Origin of the sequence: Tautonia sp. JC769 (genome assembly GCF_040717455.1) — a bacterium.
Classification (GTDB): Bacteria; Planctomycetota; Planctomycetia; order Isosphaerales; family Isosphaeraceae; genus Tautonia.
This window is the reverse complement of the sequence record NZ_JBFEFH010000008.1, coordinates 131,525-147,427: the sequence shown is the minus strand read 5'-3', so window position 1 is coordinate 147,427 and position 15,903 is coordinate 131,525. Positions and strand designations below refer to the sequence as shown.

12 protein-coding genes and 1 pseudogene are annotated in these 15,903 nt (G+C 61.8%); 12 read left to right on the top strand and 1 reads right to left on the bottom strand.

All coding sequences use genetic code 11. From position 1 onward, the window contains the following. Window positions 1-76: 76 nt before the first annotated feature. The 7 genes from AB1L88_RS10735 (at window position 77) to AB1L88_RS10705 (ending at window position 8,149) form a co-directional block, all read left to right on the top strand. Window positions 77-562, top strand: coding sequence for a type VI secretion system tube protein Hcp (locus AB1L88_RS10735; protein ID WP_367096652.1), 486 nt, complete (start codon window positions 77-79; stop codon window positions 560-562). Between the two features lie 132 nt (window positions 563-694). Beyond that, window positions 695-1,270 carry a type VI secretion system baseplate subunit TssE gene (gene tssE / locus AB1L88_RS10730; protein ID WP_367096651.1) on the top strand — a complete coding sequence of 192 codons (576 nt, stop codon included), beginning with the start codon at window positions 695-697 and terminating at the stop codon, window positions 1,268-1,270. A gap of 186 nt (window positions 1,271-1,456) precedes the next feature. Next, window positions 1,457-3,286: a type VI secretion system baseplate subunit TssF gene (gene tssF, locus AB1L88_RS10725; protein ID WP_367096650.1), complete on the top strand. Its 1,830-nt coding sequence runs from the start codon at window positions 1,457-1,459 to the stop codon at window positions 3,284-3,286. Beyond that, entirely contained in the window at window positions 3,250-4,362 is a 1,113-nt protein-coding gene (tssG, locus tag AB1L88_RS10720; protein WP_367096649.1) for a type VI secretion system baseplate subunit TssG, read from the top strand. Before tssF ends, tssG begins: the two co-directional genes overlap by 37 nt. A gap of 160 nt (window positions 4,363-4,522) precedes the next feature. Continuing rightward, window positions 4,523-5,935: a type VI secretion system baseplate subunit TssK gene (tssK, locus tag AB1L88_RS10715; RefSeq protein WP_367096648.1), complete on the top strand. Its 1,413-nt coding sequence runs from the start codon at window positions 4,523-4,525 to the stop codon at window positions 5,933-5,935. A 39-nt stretch (window positions 5,936-5,974) separates the two neighbouring features. Continuing rightward, complete coding sequence (locus AB1L88_RS10710; protein ID WP_367096647.1) at window positions 5,975-6,628, top strand: DotU family type IV/VI secretion system protein; 654 nt, start codon at window positions 5,975-5,977, stop codon at window positions 6,626-6,628. 42 nt (window positions 6,629-6,670) lie between these two features. After that, window positions 6,671-8,149, top strand: a complete 1,479-nt coding sequence (locus tag AB1L88_RS10705; protein ID WP_367096646.1) for a type VI secretion protein IcmF/TssM N-terminal domain-containing protein — start codon at window positions 6,671-6,673, stop codon at window positions 8,147-8,149. Here AB1L88_RS10705 and AB1L88_RS10700 read toward each other — a convergent pair. Further along, on the bottom strand, window positions 8,136-8,618 hold the full coding sequence (locus tag AB1L88_RS10700) for an FHA domain-containing protein (RefSeq protein WP_367096645.1): 483 nt from the start codon (window positions 8,616-8,618) through the stop codon (window positions 8,136-8,138). The two genes, AB1L88_RS10705 and AB1L88_RS10700, sit on opposite strands and share 14 nt — an antisense overlap. A gap of 1,515 nt (window positions 8,619-10,133) precedes the next feature. Here AB1L88_RS10700 and tssI point away from each other — a divergent pair. The 5 genes and pseudogenes from tssI (at window position 10,134) to AB1L88_RS10675 (ending at window position 15,564) form a co-directional block, all read left to right on the top strand. After that, window positions 10,134-12,497, top strand: coding sequence for a type VI secretion system tip protein TssI/VgrG (tssI, locus tag AB1L88_RS10695; RefSeq protein WP_367096644.1), 2,364 nt, complete (start codon window positions 10,134-10,136; stop codon window positions 12,495-12,497). A 66-nt stretch (window positions 12,498-12,563) separates the two neighbouring features. Next, window positions 12,564-12,857, top strand: a pseudogene (locus AB1L88_RS10690) (PAAR domain-containing protein); the annotation flags it as partial. Window positions 12,858-12,965: 108 nt separating this feature from the next. Continuing rightward, a complete protein-coding gene (locus AB1L88_RS10685) occupies window positions 12,966-13,919 on the top strand; it encodes a DUF4123 domain-containing protein (protein ID WP_367096643.1) in 954 nt (317 codons plus the stop codon). A 77-nt stretch (window positions 13,920-13,996) separates the two neighbouring features. Further along, on the top strand, window positions 13,997-14,353 hold the full coding sequence (locus AB1L88_RS10680; protein ID WP_367096642.1) for a hypothetical protein: 357 nt from the start codon (window positions 13,997-13,999) through the stop codon (window positions 14,351-14,353). Window positions 14,354-14,880: 527 nt separating this feature from the next. Further along, entirely contained in the window at window positions 14,881-15,564 is a 684-nt protein-coding gene (locus tag AB1L88_RS10675; protein WP_367096641.1) for a hypothetical protein, read from the top strand. The last annotated feature ends 339 nt before the right edge of the window (window positions 15,565-15,903 follow it).

The window sequence follows — 15,903 nt, the reverse complement described above, 5'->3', positions numbered from 1 at the left end:
CGGCTCGGTGCGTTCAGTCTGTTCCACCTTCAAGACAAGGCCCTTGCCAGGGCCATAGCCCCTGGGGAGAATCCCAATGGCCGCCGTAGACTATTTTTTGAAGCTCGACGGGATCGACGGCGAAAGCCAGGATGACAAGCACAAGAGCGAGATCGAGGTCCAGTCCTGGAGCTGGGGCGAAACCAATAGCGGTGACGCCTCCCACGGCGCGGGGATGGGTGCGGGCAAGGTGAGCATGCAAGATTTTCACTTTGTCATGCAAGTGAACAAGTCTTCCCCCAAACTCATGGAAGCGTGCGCGACCGGCAAGCACATCAAAGAAGCCAAATTGACCTGCCGTAAAGCAGGCGAGTCCCCCCAGGAATACATGACAATCAAGTTCTCCGACTTGCTCGTGTCCAGTTATCAGACGGGCGGGAGCAGTGGAGACGTCGTCCCGGTTGATCAGATCAGCCTCAACTTCTCGAAGATTGAATATGAATACAAGGAGCAAAAACCCGATGGCTCGCTCGGTGGCGCCGTCAAGGCCGGTTACGACTTGAAGGCCAACAAGAAAGTCTGACCCGGTCGCCGGTTCAGGTCCTCCGGAACATGTCCGACGCGATCGGCCCCCCACCGCGTTTCGGGGGGCCGATCGTCGTGGCACCGGGCCAACCTGCCCGTCACGGCCTGGGTTCGCTCCGGAAGCCACGTCATGGAGCACGCAGGACATCTGGATGTTATCTCCATTCGAAGAGCGATTGGATTTTATCTCCATTCGAAGAGCAATTCGATGGCGCAGCGTGATCCGGTCCCTCGATTTCAGCATTCCCTCTGGGATCGTCTCACCAACCCGGATCTGATTCGCGGTGATGAGGTCGGAGTCTCCATTGCGGGCGAGGTCGAACGGATCAAAAATGAGGTTCGCCGTGATCTGGAATGGCTTCTCAACTCAAGGCGAACACCGGGCGATCCCCCCGGGTCGATGAGCCACCTCGCGCGATCGTTGATGACCTATGGGCTGCCTGATATCACCTCGATGAGCCTGGGTGATTCAGACTCTCGGAGTCGCCTGACACATCTCCTCGAGTCTGTGATCCGCGATTTCGAGCCGAGGCTTTCGAACGTCCGTGTCATCTTCGAACCCCACAAGCAGAAGGAAAAGCTCGGTTCCCTCCACTATCGAATCGAGGCGATCCTCCGGGTCGATCCCGCACCCGAGCCGGTGGTTTTTGACACGGTGCTCGAACTCGGCAACAAATCGTTCGTGGTCAGTGGCGATCATGGATAAGGAATGAGCTTTAACTCAGCTTGGGCCTCTACTCCCTTAGTACAGCTGTAGTCGGGCCTTTCTCCGATCATTCGTCGTGCCCACCCCCGCCGTGATGATGTCCTGGAGTCTCTGTGCGGGTCTTCCATGCCCAACAACTGATTCGACTCCAAACCTCGCCTGGTCACGGGATGACCTTGGGTTGCCATGAACGACAACTTTCTCCATTACTATAATCGAGAGCTCGCATTTATTCGGGAGATGGGGGCGGAGTTCGCCCGGGCACATCCTCAGGTCGCTGAACTCCTGATGCTGGAGGCCGGGCGGTGTGCTGATCCCCACGTCGAGCGGCTGCTTGAAGCCTTTGCATTCCTCGCCGCTCGGTTGCGGAAGAAGATCGACGACACCTACCCGGAACTGACCGACGCGTTGCTGGAGGTGCTCTATCCGCATTACCAGCGCCCCATCCCGTCGATGACCATCGTCCAGTTCGCTCCCTCGACGGATCCCTCCAAGATCGTCGCGGGCTATGAGATCGCGCGCGGTTCCCCAGTCGTCTCTCGACCCCTTGATGGTGTTCGATGTCAGTTCCGCACGGTGTATCCGACGTGGCTTTGGCCGGTCACGATCGACTCTGCCGCGATCATGCCAGACCGGGTCACCATCGAGGGCAAGCCGCCGGGATCGGTGGCGATGATTCGCCTGGGGCTGAAGTGCGCGGCAGCCGGCGACTGGCCTAGCCTGGAGGGATTCGAACGGCTCAGATTTTTCCTCGATGGGGGTGAGCCGGTCCCATCGACCCTGTATGAGGCCTTCTACAATCGGTTGGTGGCCATCTGGATCCGCGGTCGCACGGCTTCGGGTGATGAGGAGACGATTTCGCTGAGCCCCGATGCCCTCAAGCCCGTCGGGTTCGAGGCGGAGGACGGCACGGTTCCCTATCCTGAGCGATCATTCCCCGGATACCGATTGCTCCAGGAATTCTTCGCGTTCCCCCTGAAGTTTCAGTTCTTCGACCTCGAAGGACTCGACCGGATCACGAAGTCCGGATTTCTCGGGCCGGTCGAGATCATGTTCTTCCTCGATCAGCCCCCCCATTCCGACATCACGATCCGGCCCGAGAACTTTCGACTGGGATGTACCCCCGCGGTCAACCTCTTCAAGAAGGTGGCCGAGCCTGTCCGGTTGGATCGATTGAGGAGCGAGTATCGCCTGGTGCCGGATATCGATCATCCGTTGAGCTTCGAAATTGTTTCGGTCGATCGGGTCGAGAGTGTCGGTTCCTATCTCAATGACTCGGTGAGCTATCAACCGTTTTACGCGCTCAAGCACGCCGATCGCGGTCGGGGATCCCAGGCATATTGGTTCGCCCGTCGCCATCCTTCTCTACGATCGGGAGACTCTGGCACCGACGTCGAGTTGACGTTTGTCGACCCCTCATACTCTCCGACGACCCCTTCCACGGAAAAGGTCACCGCCTACCTGACCTGCTGTAATCGAGACCTACCCTCCCGGCTCCCCTTCGGTGGGGACCAGGACGGTGTTTCACTCGAGGCCGAGGCTCCCGTCAATCGCGTGCGATTGCTGACCCGTCCGACAAAAACCCTGCGTCCGCCGCTCGGACGCGACACCCAATGGAGAGCCATCTCAGCGATGGCGTTGAACCATCTCTCACTCGGAGAATCGGGACCTGGAATCGAGGCTCTTCGTGAGGTCCTTGCCGCCTACGACTTCGCCGATTCGGCCGTGAGCCGGAAGCAAATCGGCGGGCTCACCAACGTCTCGACCCGACGCATCGCGGGAAGGACAGGGAATCGCCTCGGGAGGGCGGTCAGTCTAGGGATCGAGGTCGATCTGACCTTCGATGAGTCGGGCTATTCCGGAGCCTCGGCCTTCCTGATGGCGTGTGTGCTGGAACGGTTCCTCGGCTCCTATGTCACGGTGAATTCGTTCAGCCAACTGGTCGCGCGGCGCAAACAGCACGAGGGAGTCTGGAAGCGATGGGCACCGCGCAGCGGCGACCGGACCCTGGTTTGAGCGACCGGCTCTTCGCCGATCCGACGCCCTTTGATTTCTTCCAGGCCGTTCGACTGCTCGAACACCTCGGAACGGCGTCGGGGCGGTTGCCGGTCGGCCACGATGGACCACCATCTCGCGAGGCGGTCCGCTTCCTCGCCCATCTGTCGCTTTCGTTTCCTCCCAGCGCAATCACAGGGATCGACGGCCCCTCCCCTCGAGAATCGGGACCTCCCTCCGAATCTCCTGACGCCCCCCCCAGGGGTCCCGAGTGGGAAGCGCCTCCGATAATGACCACGGCGTTTCTTGGGCTGGTCGGACCGCTGGGGGCATTGCCGACCGTTTACACGGAAGCCCTCGTCGGACCCGACCGGAGGCGGCGAGCAGCGGCCGCCATGTTTTTCGACCTGTTTCATCATCGGATCGTTTCGCTTTTCTATCGAATCCGGCAGAAGTACCACATCCCTCTCCTCTGGGAGGCGTCTCGGACTGCTGGCGGGTCGAGAGCCGATCGGTTCGCCCGCCACCTGTTCGACCTCATCGGCCTGGGTTCTCCGGCCCTACACAATCGGCTCGCGGTCGAGGATGACGCCTTGCTGTTTTACAGCGGCCTCTTCGCCCAGCAGCATCGTCCGGCGGTCATGCTCGAACGACTGCTCCGCGACCATTTCGAGATTCCCGCTCGCGTTCAGAGTTTTCATGGCCAGTGGCTTCGCCTCGAACCGGATCAGAGGACCCGGCTCGGACGTCGGGGCCCCTATCACGGGCTCGGTACCGAGGCGATCGTGGGGCGAAAGATCTGGGACGACCAGAGTAAGTTCCGTGTTTGTCTCGGACCGATGGGATTCCAGGACTTTCGCAAGTTCCTCCCCGAGGGTGATGCGTTTCATGCGCTCATGGATTTGATCCGCTTCTTCGTCAGGTCGGAGCTGGATTTCGATGTTCGGTTAATCTTGAAATCCGCGGAAGTCCCACCCTGCCGACTCTCCGCTCGGCACGGGCAAGCCTCGCAACTGGGGCGAACGAGTTGGCTGAACCGCCGGCCCGACCGACCCGACGCCGATGATGCAGTCCTCCGGCCTCCTACGAAGTCCTAGGGATCGTTGCGGAATGCGTTGTGGCCGAGTAGCCTGAAATTGCCGACTCCGAGCAAGGCCGGGGCTCCCGTCGCCCTCTCTCCATCGTGCCTCCACACGCGAGCCGGCCGGATCGCGGGACATGACACGCCACCCCGCCCCGAGAACGAGAAGCATCATCATGTCGAAGCGAGCCGTTCACTGGTATGAGGGGATGTTCCTCAAGCCCCACCACTTCCAGGCAGCCGACCGCTTCCAGCGCGATCGGCTCCGAGAGTCGGAGGACTGGCTCCACCCGCACAACTGGGGCCTTCGCGCGGTAGAAATCGACCCGGATGCGATCGCCAACTTCACGTTCATCCTCCGATCCTGTCAGGCGAGGTTCAAGGATGGGACGACCCTGGACGTCCCGAGCGAAGCCACCGTCGATCCGCTCGACCTGAGACCGGTCCTTTCCAGTCATCCCGAAGCGACCATCGCGCTTGCTGTCCCGACGTGGCAACCCGGGCGGGCGAATGTCGCGCTTACCGCCTCGGCCGATGGTCCCCGGTATCTCATCGATGCGGTCGAGCAACCGGACGAGAACACGGGGGGAGACGAGGAGGGGATTGAGTTCCGCAGGGTGCAGGCGCGTCTTCTCGCCTCTCACGTCGACTCGACCGGATACGAGACGCTCCCGCTGGCCCGGGTCGCCCGATCCGCCTCGGCCGATGCCCCCCCTCAAATCGTCCGATCGTACACGCCCCCGATTCTCGGGATCGATGGGTGGAAACCGCTCAACGACGAGATCCAATCGGTCTTCCAGATGCTCCGCGCCTGGATCGACCAGGAGGCCGGTTATCTGGTCGGTCGGAAGATCACGTTCGAGAGCCAGGTCCTCGGCGAGTCGGATCGGATCCTCAAGTTGACGACCGTCAACGGGGCGTTTTCGGCGCTGCAATCGGTGCTGTTCACCCGAGGCTTGCATCCGCTTCACGTCTACACCGAACTCTGTCGACTTCTCGGCCACCTCTCGATCTTCGACGATTCGAGGCGTCCAATCGACGTTCCCACGTACGATCATGACGAGATCGGACCGATCTACGCGAGGGTCATGGCCGAGATCCGCCGCCTGATTGGCGGCGGACGCGGGCCTGAGTGGACGAAGCGTTACTTCCAGCTCGAAGGCCGGCGGTTCCAGGTCCATCTCGACGCAGACTGGCTGCGAGACACGACCAAACTCTACATCGGCGTCGAGACGGTCGAGCTGAATGACGCCGAATGCGACGAGCTGATGCGAGGGACCAACTGGAAACTCGGGGCAGGGGATCAGGTCGGCGAGATCTTTCGCCAGGGACAATCGGGACTCGGCCTTCAGCCGCTCAACCGCATCCCGCCGGCCTTGCCCCGTAACGTCGTTTACTTCGAGGTCCAGAAGAAGGATCCTTACTGGCGAGACGTCTTGCGGACCCGGACGCTGGGGCTGCGCTTCAACCTTGAAGGCGGTTCATTTCTGGGGGATTCGGAGGCCAAGCAACTGGTGGCGCTGCCGCGGCCCCGGGTCGGATCGCTCGTCGAGTTGCAGTTCGCCGTCTACGCAATCCCCCATGCCTGATCGGCAGGCAAATTTGCCTTGAGGGAGACGACCGTCCCGATGACCGACGCGTTCGCTGATCTGATCCACCCTTACTTCGAGCACGTCATCGCCCTCCAGGATCGGCTGGCATGGGGAGAGTCCCCCTCGATCGACGTGGTGAAGTCCGAGCTGCTCACGACTCTCGACAGGATCGAGAACCGGGCTGCCGCCAATCCTCGGCTCGCCGAGGATTTCGCCATGGTCAAGTACGGTCTCGTCGCCTGGACCGATGAAGTCCTGACCGACTCCGAGTGGGGCCGATCCGTCGACTGGGGCGCCCAGGAGCAGATCCTGGAGTGGGACCTGTATCGAAGCAATCTCCGCGCCGAGAAATTTTACACCATGGCCTCGCAGGCCGAACGTCGAGGGACCCCCGACGCCATCGAGGTCTACTTGCTGTGCGCCGCCCTTGGGTTCCGGGGCAGGATGGCCCTGGTTGACGAAGATCAGTTGCTCGACTGGGTCGGCCGCCTCTATGAACGGGTACTCCAGGCCAGCTCCGTGTCGTCGAAACCCGCATTTCCCGAGATCGCCCAGGATGCGAATGCACAGCCGATCGGAGCACTTCGTGGTGCCGGATTCCTCGTCACGGTCAGTGCCCTGGTGGCCGTCTCAGCCCTGGTGACGCTGGCCTTCTACATCCTGTCGGTCCACCTCGACTACGCTCGATGAGCAAAGAACCACGCCCAATCCCCGGGCGATCGAGGCAAGCAGATGCTGTCGTCGTTGCTGTGGAACAAAGTTGCGTTGATCATGTACGGTGCCGTGGCCTTCGCAAGCGCGGGGGCGGCGTTGTTGTGGTCGAAGCACCCCGTTCGATGGATTCTCGGCATCGCCATCATTCTCCTCGCCATCGGGGCGTTCGGCCCCTGGGAAGTCCCGGACATCGACCCGCAACTGCCGACGATTTTCACCGGCTGGATGCTTCGGGTCTGGCTTTTCGGCCTCGGGATCGTTGCCCTCCTCACGACGGCCCGCCTCATCACCACGTTCGTTCGACACGCTCGCGGCACGAATCTCGAGCAGGGCGACGGCCGCTTCTCCGACCTTGAAGCGGCCTGGCAGGAGATTCTCATCCGACTGGGCCAGGCCGGCATCGATCCGGGCCGGCAACGGCTCTACCTTCTGCTCGGCCCCGACGAGGGCCAGGCCGCTGCCCTGATCGATTCAGCCAATGTGCAGCTTTTTGGACAAGCACCGTCCTCGGTCGACGCGCCGATCCATGTCTATGCGGTTGCCGACGGACTCTTGCTCAGTTGCTCGGGAGCGTCGAGCTTTGGCCGATCGAACGGCGACGGCCCCGATCGACTCGCTCACCTGTGTCGGCTGATCCATCGACTGAATCCCGAGGAACCCGTGCTTCGAGGAGTGGCCACGTTGCTGCCGATCCAGCTTGCAAGCAGCGGGAACGAACTCCAGATCGCCTCAGCCATTCGCAACGATCTCAATACGATCCGCTCGGGCCTGAAGGTCCGATGCCCGACGTATACCGTTTTCACCGGGATGGAGACCGTCGCGGGCTTCGATGATTTCGTCGCCCGCATCCCGGCGAACCTCAGGCAAAGCCGCTGCGGTTTCTCGATTCCCGGCGCCCGGCTCTACCGTTCGGAACTGATTTCCATCGGGATTCAATGGATGCGGCACTGGTTCAATTCCTGGTCGCTGGAACTGATGGTTCAAGAGATTCGAAACAAAAGCAGCAACAATCGGCTCATGCTGCTGAATAACGTTGTGCGCCGGAGCCGCGACCCGTTGATTCATCTGCTCGATGCGTGTCTCTCGACCCACGAGCAGTCCGAACCGGTCCTCTTTCGCGGATGCTATTTCGTTTCGAACGGGGTCGAGGACCACCAGCGAGCCTTTTCGACCGGCCTGGTCGCAGGTCGAAGTGGTCGGCTTTTGGTCGATCATGAGTTGACGAGTTGGTCGAAGGAGGCTGAACGGCAAGACGCCCGGTACCGATCGATCGCGATCGCCCTGGCGATCGTAACCGCCCTAGCGGGGCTTCCCTTCTGGTACTTCGGAATCATCACCCGACTCGACGCGACGCACCGATCATGGATCGGCTGGACCGGGCTCGCCGGACTTCTCTCGGCCTGGATCATCGTGCTTGGTCTCAGGCGATTGCGACGGCCGACACGCACCTCAACGGAACCCGGTCTGCGTCCGACGGGCAACCCTAGCGTCTCGTGACGCGGAATTGCAGGTCGCCGATGAGGACAATGTCGGCCGCATCGGGAAGGGCACGGTCGCCGATTCGGATCCGCGTCCGCGTGCTCATTCTCAGGAACGTCCCGTTCTTGCTGCCGAGATCTTCCAGGAAAAACGTGCCATTGCGTTCCCTGAGGCACGCGTGACGGCGGCTGACCCAGTGATCCCCGGTCAACGCGATGTCGCACCCTTCGCCTTCCCGACCGATGACCGTCAGGTCCTTTTTCGTGATGGGAACCGAAACGGCCGGCTTCCCATCAGGTCCGAGGAATTCCAGGAAGCCCAACGGGATGAACTCTCGGCAATAGAATTCTTCCCCCGTAGGACTGACCAGCGCGGGACGAGAGGTCGCCTGAGGCGCCTCCCGGAAGATGATCACATGCCGACCGACCCGGAAGCATACGCCCTCCGACAGCGGCACGGAGCCGTGTTCAGGGATCTTGAGAAACATGCCATTGATGGTCCCGAGATCCTCAACGACCAGGTGATCGTCCGCATCAAGCACGAATCGGGCGTGATCCTGGGCAAGACAGCGGGTCGCATCGCCCCGACCGACGAACTGTTCGACCGCAGCCCGCCCCAGGGTAAATTCACCCGAAGAGATCGTCGCAAGCCGTTCGAAGATCCGATCGCCGTCCCCCGTGAGGATTTCCAACCGGAGCAACGCGGGGTCGCGATCGGCAGCGTGCCCCGAACTCATCCCCGGCACATAGGTTGCGTTCTCAGAACTCGAGGCGCGGGAGGCCGGATCGACTCGGGGTGGCTGTGGTCTTCGGACCTCCTCAACAGGCGGCTTCGGCGACGGGGGTGCTGAAAACCCCGTCGATTCTGGAGTCGCGGGGCCTGAACAGCCGGGATCGGCGGCGGAGGGGCGCTGGTGTCGCTTCGGACCCACCGCAGTATCGAATTCCTGCCCGGGTGTGACCTCTGGCGCGGGCGGAGCGGATCCGCCCCGGGGGGGCTGGGAAGGGATCGACGTCTCCCACGGATTCTCACTCTTCACCCGATCGGGCGGAGGCGAAGGAGCGGCGCCGGGTTGCGTTTCCCAGAAATGACCTGGCGCGTCGTTCGGCTCAGGGCGGATCGATCGGACCGGCGGGGTCCTCGGTGCCGGGCCCTCGTCACGCCTCGGAGGCAACATGGTTTCTTCGCCAGGCCCGGAAGGCTCCGACCGGGGTCGGGTCGGCTGTTGCGGGGTCCCCTGGCCGCCCGATCGAGGAGGAGGGGCATCGGATTCCGAGGCCGTACCCCGATCCTCGGCAAGCCTGGCCGCCTGGGCCTCGGCGATCATGCGCTTCACATCCTTGCGAGGCAGGCCGATTGTCTTCTTGTCGCCCGACAGATCGTCGTCGTTCGGCATCGGTAGCCCCTCTCAATCGTTGAGAACCGCTTCGAGACCATCGTCCTGCCTGGTTGCGATCGAATCCGAGTCCGTTTCGAGGATTCGATTCGATCCATCCCGACGGGTGTGCTCGGAAACAGACTGGGCCGGAACCCGGTTGAGAAATCCCCAAGACCGACGAATCGGACAGATACTATCCTAGGTTTTGCCTCGGCCGGGGGACAAGAGCGGGGCACGGGGTGGCCCACGCTCCAGGATCGAACTGTTTCGGGTTCGCACCTCTCACTATACTTGTCCAAATAGGACCCCCCAGACCGAGAAATCCCGATATGATGTTCAGGAGGGAATCCTCGAATCGTTCAAACGGTTTGGTCCTCGTTCGGTCGTGGTTCCGGATATGCCCTGCCGCTTCGTCGTTCGGTCCGATCGTGCCTATGTCAGCCATGATCAGGTCTTCGGCGTCTCCTGAATCACGGCGCATTCCGCAAGGTCCCGGAATGGTCCACGCTCTCCTCACAGTGACTCCGGCCGTAGACTCATCGAGTCGCGGTGGTTTATGCCGGCCTGGCGACGGCCGGGAATCTTGAGCCAGGGTTCGCAAACCGTGTTTCGACGGAGGGGTCGATGGAATCCTACCAGCAAGCGAATCGTCCGTTGACGGTGACCACTCCCCTCGGACCGGATGCGCTCTTGCTGGTCGGATTGAGTGGCACGGAAGCCCTCTCGCAATTGTTCCGGTTTCGCCTGGATCTGATCGCTTCGAATGAGACCGAAGTTCCCTTCGATCAGTTGCTCGGGAAAAAACTCACCGCGCACGTGACGTCGCCCGGCGGGAAAACGCGCCACGTCAACGGGCTTTGCTGTCGGGTGGCCCAGGGTGGTCGGGATCCGAACTTCACCACCTACCAGGCCGACATTGTGCCCGAATCCTGGTTCTTGACTCGGAAAGCTCAGAGTCGAATCTTCCAGGGCAAGACTGTTCCGCAGATCCTCCAGGAAGTCTTGGAGGGGCTCTCGATCGGATTGAAACTCAAGGGTCGGTATGAGCCTCGCGATTACTGCGTGCAGTACCGAGAGACCGATTTCGACTTCGCCAGTCGATTGATGGAAGAAGAGGGGATCTTCTATTTCTTCACTCATTCGGACGGCGAACACACCATGATCCTTGGCGACTCTCCTGAGAGTCACCCCGACGTCCCGTTCGGCTCGGAGGCCATCTTTGCCGCCCAGATCGATGACAACGTTGACGAGGAACGGATTCACGAATGGGCCAAGGCCCAGGAACTTCGATCGATGAAGGTCACGCTCTGGGATCACTGCTTCGAGCTGCCCCACAAGCATCTCGAGGCCGAGACTCAGATCATGGACTCGGTCCAGGTCGGCACCACCTCTCACACGCTGAAGCTCGGGAAAGCCGAGAAGCTCGAGCTCTACGACTGGCCCGGGGAATACGCCCAACGCTTCGACGGGATCGGTCCGGGCGGAGACGAGCGATCCTCCGACATCCAGAAAATCTTCCAGGACAACCGTCGAACCGCGGGAATTCGCATCCAGGAAGAAGCCGCGGGGGCCCTGGAAATCGCTGGGGCCGGGAAGCTCCGGCAACTCACCGCCGGGCACCGCTTCAGCCTGGCCCGCCACTTCAATGCCGACGGGCCTTATCTCGTGACCTCAGTACACCATGCGGCCAGGCTCAATAGCAATTACCGCACAGGGAATCGCGACGAGTTCGTTTACAGCAATACCTTCACATGCATCCCGGCCGCACTTCCCTATCGCCCCACGCGACGAACCCCCAAGCCGGTCGTCCGGGGGACCCAGTCTGCGGTGGTGGTCGGTCCCAAGGGCGAGGAGCTTTATACGGACAAATATGGACGCGTCAAGGTCCAATTTCACTGGGATCGAGACGGGAAGAACGACGAGCAGAGCTCCTGCTGGGTCCGTGTCGCCCAACCGATCGCCGGGAAGCGATGGGGGACGTCCTTCTGGCCCCGCATCGGCCAGGAAGTCATCGTCGATTACCTCGAAGGCGATCCTGATCAGCCGATCATCGTCGGCAGTGTCTACAACGCCGATCAGATGCCCCCGTACCTCGGAGACGGCCCCGACGACGCCCACAAGAATGACAACAAGGTGAGTGGTTTCAAGTCCAACACGTCGACCGGCGGTTCCGGCTTCAACGAATTCCGATTCGATGACAACAAGGACAAGGAACAGGTTTTCCTCCACGCCGAACGCAACCTGGATGTCCGCGTCAAGAATGACGCCAAGTATCGCATCTACGGCAACACCCATCGGGTGATCGGCTGGGAGGACGATGGCGACTCGGGCGGAAGTCATCATGAGGAAATCTATCGGGACGAACATCGTTACGTCCGGCGTCATCAGGTCGAACACATCGGCGGGAACCTCCAATTGCTCGTCGGCAAAGGGCCGGAGGAGGGCGGGAATGTCGACATCGTGATCGACGCCGACCGCAAGGAACTGATCCGCCGCGACAGCCACCACCACATCGAAGGAAGCCGCCGAGAACAGGTCGACGGCAATCAATCTCTCACCATCAAGGGAGGCCAATCGCTGCAAATCGGTGGCCAGCAGTCGACCCAGGTCGGCTCCGACCGGAGTGAGCAGATCGGCGGCGACAAATCGCTCACCATCGGCGGCAACTCGTTCGAGAAGACCGGGATGAATCATGCTGTTGATTCCGGCATGGAAATCCATCTCAAGGCAGGCATGCGGGTCGTGATCGAGGCTGGTGCGCAACTCACGCTCAAAGGCCCCGGCGGTTTCGTCGATATCGGGCCGGCCGGCGTGGCAATCCAGGGGACGATGGTCCTGATCAATTCGGGCGGGGCCGCCGGAGCAGGCAGCGGAAGCAACCCCAAGTCGCCCGAGGCTCCCGAGTCCCCGACGGACGCCCTGGAAGCCCAACCCGTTGCCCCCGAACAGGCGGACGACGCCAAGACCGGCCAGAAGTCCTCCTCGTGATGATCGCGATCCCATTCACAGCAGTCAGCGACGAACCCTCATTTCTCACGTGTCGAGGATCCCACCATGCCACCCGCCGCGCGTGTTGGCGACTTGCATACCTGCCCGATGGTCACTCCCGGGACCCCGCCCGTCCCTCACGTCGGGGGACCGATCCTGCCCCCCGGCTGCCCCACCGTCCTGATCGGCGGTCAACCCGCTGCCCGGGTCGGAGACATGGCCACCTGCGTCGGGCCGCCCGACTCGATTGCGGTAGGGTCCCCGACGGTCCTGATCGGGAACATGATGGCCGCTCGCCTCGGCGATTCGACGCTTCACGGCGGCATCATCAGCGTGGGCATGCCCACGGTATTGATCGGGATGACCGGCCAGGGTGCGGCCCTTGCCTCGGCCGCCAAAACGGGCGCGCCGTTTTGCGAGGTCTGCTCGAAGTGACTCTCGGATCGCGGTCGATGACCAGGTGAAGTTGTGGCCGATGTCGCCGTCTTCCTGAACGTCCTCGCAGGTCCAGACGCTCCTCGGACCTTCCGAGTCGAGCCGGGAACGACCGTCCGGATCGGCCGCGCCGAGACGTCTGACCTGGTCCTCACCGATCCCTCGCTCTCCCGCCTTCACTTCACGGTTTCGCTCCGCGATTCGATGCTCCGGCTCCGCGATGAATCAAGCCGCTTCGGCACCTTCGTCAACGGCACTCGCGTCACCGAAGCCACGCTCCGCGATGGCGACATCATCGAAGCCGGGGTGAGCCGCTTCGCCGTTCGCATCCTGGTCCAGAGTCGGCCTGCCTCCAGGCCCTCACCTGCCCCTACACCGGCGACGAAGGACGAGGCGCGTTTCCCCGCGCAGCGAGCAGTCTCTCCACCGAGTGCACTGGGGATTCTCCGATCTCAGCCGCACCCGCTGTTCGTCGTCCTCGATGCTGCCCGCGACCCCTTGATCCTCGCATTGCTGAACACCTGCTCCGAGCGATTCCAATCGCTCTATGAAGGCCTGCTTGCCGACCAGCTTGTTGAGTCCGCCCCTTATCTGGTGTCACTCCCTTCCCGCTCGCCGTTCCTGGAAACACTTGCCACTCAGGGTTGGGGAAAAAGCTGGGGGATTCTCCTCGTCTCCCCCTCTCCGTTCGAGACGATTCGCAAACACCTTCGACGCTTCCTCACGATCAATCACGAGGGAGGGGGACAGGTCGTGTTCCGATTCTATGACCCCAGAGTGCTCTCCATCTTCTTGCCCTCCTGCACACCCGGCGAGGCCCGTGACTTCTTCGGCCCGGTTCAAGGATTTCTGGTCGAAGGCGATGGCGCCGCCGAACTCCGCCGCTTCTCCATTGTGCCAAACGGACTCCGTCAAGATCGAGTCAGCCTGACTCCTCCCCCGAATCTTACGAGCGATCACACGATTGGATCGCGAAATCCCCCATGATGGAATCGTGGCGCAACCTCAACCTCAACCTCAGGCCGGCCTCACGGCAAGTTCCGGTCCTTCAAGAGAGGCTCACCATGTTCACGATGCGTCATTCGCAACTCGAACAAATGAGCACAGCCCGGCGAGCCGGCCTGCATCGGCGGATTGCCGAGCTATACCGGCAACATCTCCCCGAACTCACCGCCTCCTGGGACGACGCCGAGTTGCTCCATCGCGTTGCACAGGCGGACCGCAAGGCGATCGGACTGGGAATCCAGACCGAGCGAGGCATCTCCCAGTACGTAGGGTTTGCCCTGGCCAACGGCCCCGACTTTGACGAGCATCTCCAGATCAAGGCATATTTCCAGGCTCCCGGATTGACGCCGGACGAGAAGATGCAGCTCCTTACAGACCGCTGCTCGGCGATTGAACAAGCGCAGCGATCCACCTGAAGCACGGTCCATCGGGCTTCGATCGCTCCCCCTCAAGACTTCAGGTCCATTGAAATAGGCCCCGACGTCCCATGATCCTTGCCACCGCGTTGCCACTGGCCCCTCCGATCAGCCCACCGACGATCGCATGGGATGTCGCCGTCCTGATCGTCGCGGGAGGAATCCTCGCCTACCAAGCGATCCAGAACGCCACCGATCGTGTCTCCACCGACACCACGTCGGATACCACCGACTGCCCGAGGAAACCCTGCCCGCCCTGTGCCCCCCCGGTGGGTACCGTGGCGTACGAGATCCATCGGGTCCCGCCATCCAAGCCACACTTCCCCTGTGCGGGGGATCACGTCCACTGGTTCATGAGGATGCAGAACCCGAACAATTGCCGGTGCTTCTGGAAACGAAACTTCAAGCCTCCGACCTGCCTGAATCCGGGCGAGGCGTTTCAGCCACCCCCTGGAGCGGTCCCGATGTGATCCCCTCGGCCTCTGGTGTTCTCTTGCCCGGATCGGGATTCCCCAAGGAGGTCCATCGTGCGTCCACTCGGCCGGCTGATCGGTTTTGACATCCGCCTCGCTCCCTCACCAAGGCTTCGCAGCCTCTGGACCGGCGAACGCCGCGAGAGCTTCCTGCTCCGGCCCGATCTGAACTTTCCGTTTTCGATCGACCGCGCCGTCTGGCCCTCACGGTTCCAGCTCGGGGCCGCGCAAGCGTCTCCCGGCCTGGAAGGAGCCGACGTGATCGTCCTCGATCCCGCCTCGGCAAACACCCATTTTCAGCTTTTCGATCTTTGGGACGACCTCAACCAAATGCTCGTGCCTCATCGGAAAACGCCCGAGGGAGACGCCGGGCTCAGTGTCGGGCTGGTTCTCCCGGAGCAGGATCCGAATGAGAGCACCTTCCCCGAGGATGAATGGTGTCGCGCGATTCTCGACACGCCGATCCGTCCCCCTGACCCTGATCCCGCCTGGACACGCATCGGATACGACGTCGCCAATAGCGGGTTCACCAGCGCACTCTCGAACTGTGGGATGTCCGACGACGAGCGGCCGACGCTCCGACGGCTTTGGAGCAATCGCCTGAACCGCTTCGGACTCTTCGAGTCAGCAGAAGACGCCCAGCGGTATCGCGCCGACGCCAATCGGCGGATCGAGGAAGACGGCCCCTTTTTCGTCTTCGAACTCCACCTCATCTGGAGCAGCGTCCCGATTTCCTGAGCCTCGCCCCGACGAATGCCCTCAAGCACGCTGACCCGATCTTCGCTGCGACACGCGGATTCCCTTGCCCCTGATCGGATCATGCGCAGTCAAAAGGCGACGAATGGCGACATGCCAAAGCGATCCACCCCTCGGAAGCGCGGCAACTACCCCGGCCCAAGGCCATTGCACGTGGGCGAATCTCAAGCTCTCGACGACAGTTCGGTCGAGATGAACCATTGTGTTCGACGGCAGGAATTGATTTATTGGATGCAAGGTGATGCGTCTTGCTTCGTCGGTGAACAGGGAGAGAAGACGGCGATGACCCCGGCGTCGCACTCAGTTCCTCCCAAGCCTCGA

Excerpts from the sequence above, each read along its gene's own strand:
- AB1L88_RS10735 (WP_367096652.1), top strand. The coding sequence starts at position 77 with ATGGCCGCCGTAGACTATTTTTTGAAGCTCGACGGGATCGACGGCGAA.
- tssE (WP_367096651.1), top strand. The coding sequence starts at position 695 with ATGGAGCACGCAGGACATCTGGATGTTATCTCCATTCGAAGAGCGATT.
- tssF (WP_367096650.1), top strand. The coding sequence starts at position 1,457 with ATGAACGACAACTTTCTCCATTACTATAATCGAGAGCTCGCATTTATT.
- tssG (WP_367096649.1), top strand. The coding sequence starts at position 3,250 with ATGGGCACCGCGCAGCGGCGACCGGACCCTGGTTTGAGCGACCGGCTC.
- tssK (WP_367096648.1), top strand. The coding sequence starts at position 4,523 with ATGTCGAAGCGAGCCGTTCACTGGTATGAGGGGATGTTCCTCAAGCCC.
- AB1L88_RS10710 (WP_367096647.1), top strand. The coding sequence starts at position 5,975 with ATGACCGACGCGTTCGCTGATCTGATCCACCCTTACTTCGAGCACGTC.
- AB1L88_RS10705 (WP_367096646.1), top strand. The coding sequence starts at position 6,671 with ATGCTGTCGTCGTTGCTGTGGAACAAAGTTGCGTTGATCATGTACGGT.
- AB1L88_RS10700 (WP_367096645.1), bottom strand. The coding sequence starts at position 8,618 with ATGTTTCTCAAGATCCCTGAACACGGCTCCGTGCCGCTGTCGGAGGGC.
- tssI (WP_367096644.1), top strand. The coding sequence starts at position 10,134 with ATGGAATCCTACCAGCAAGCGAATCGTCCGTTGACGGTGACCACTCCC.
- AB1L88_RS10680 (WP_367096642.1), top strand. The coding sequence starts at position 13,997 with ATGTTCACGATGCGTCATTCGCAACTCGAACAAATGAGCACAGCCCGG.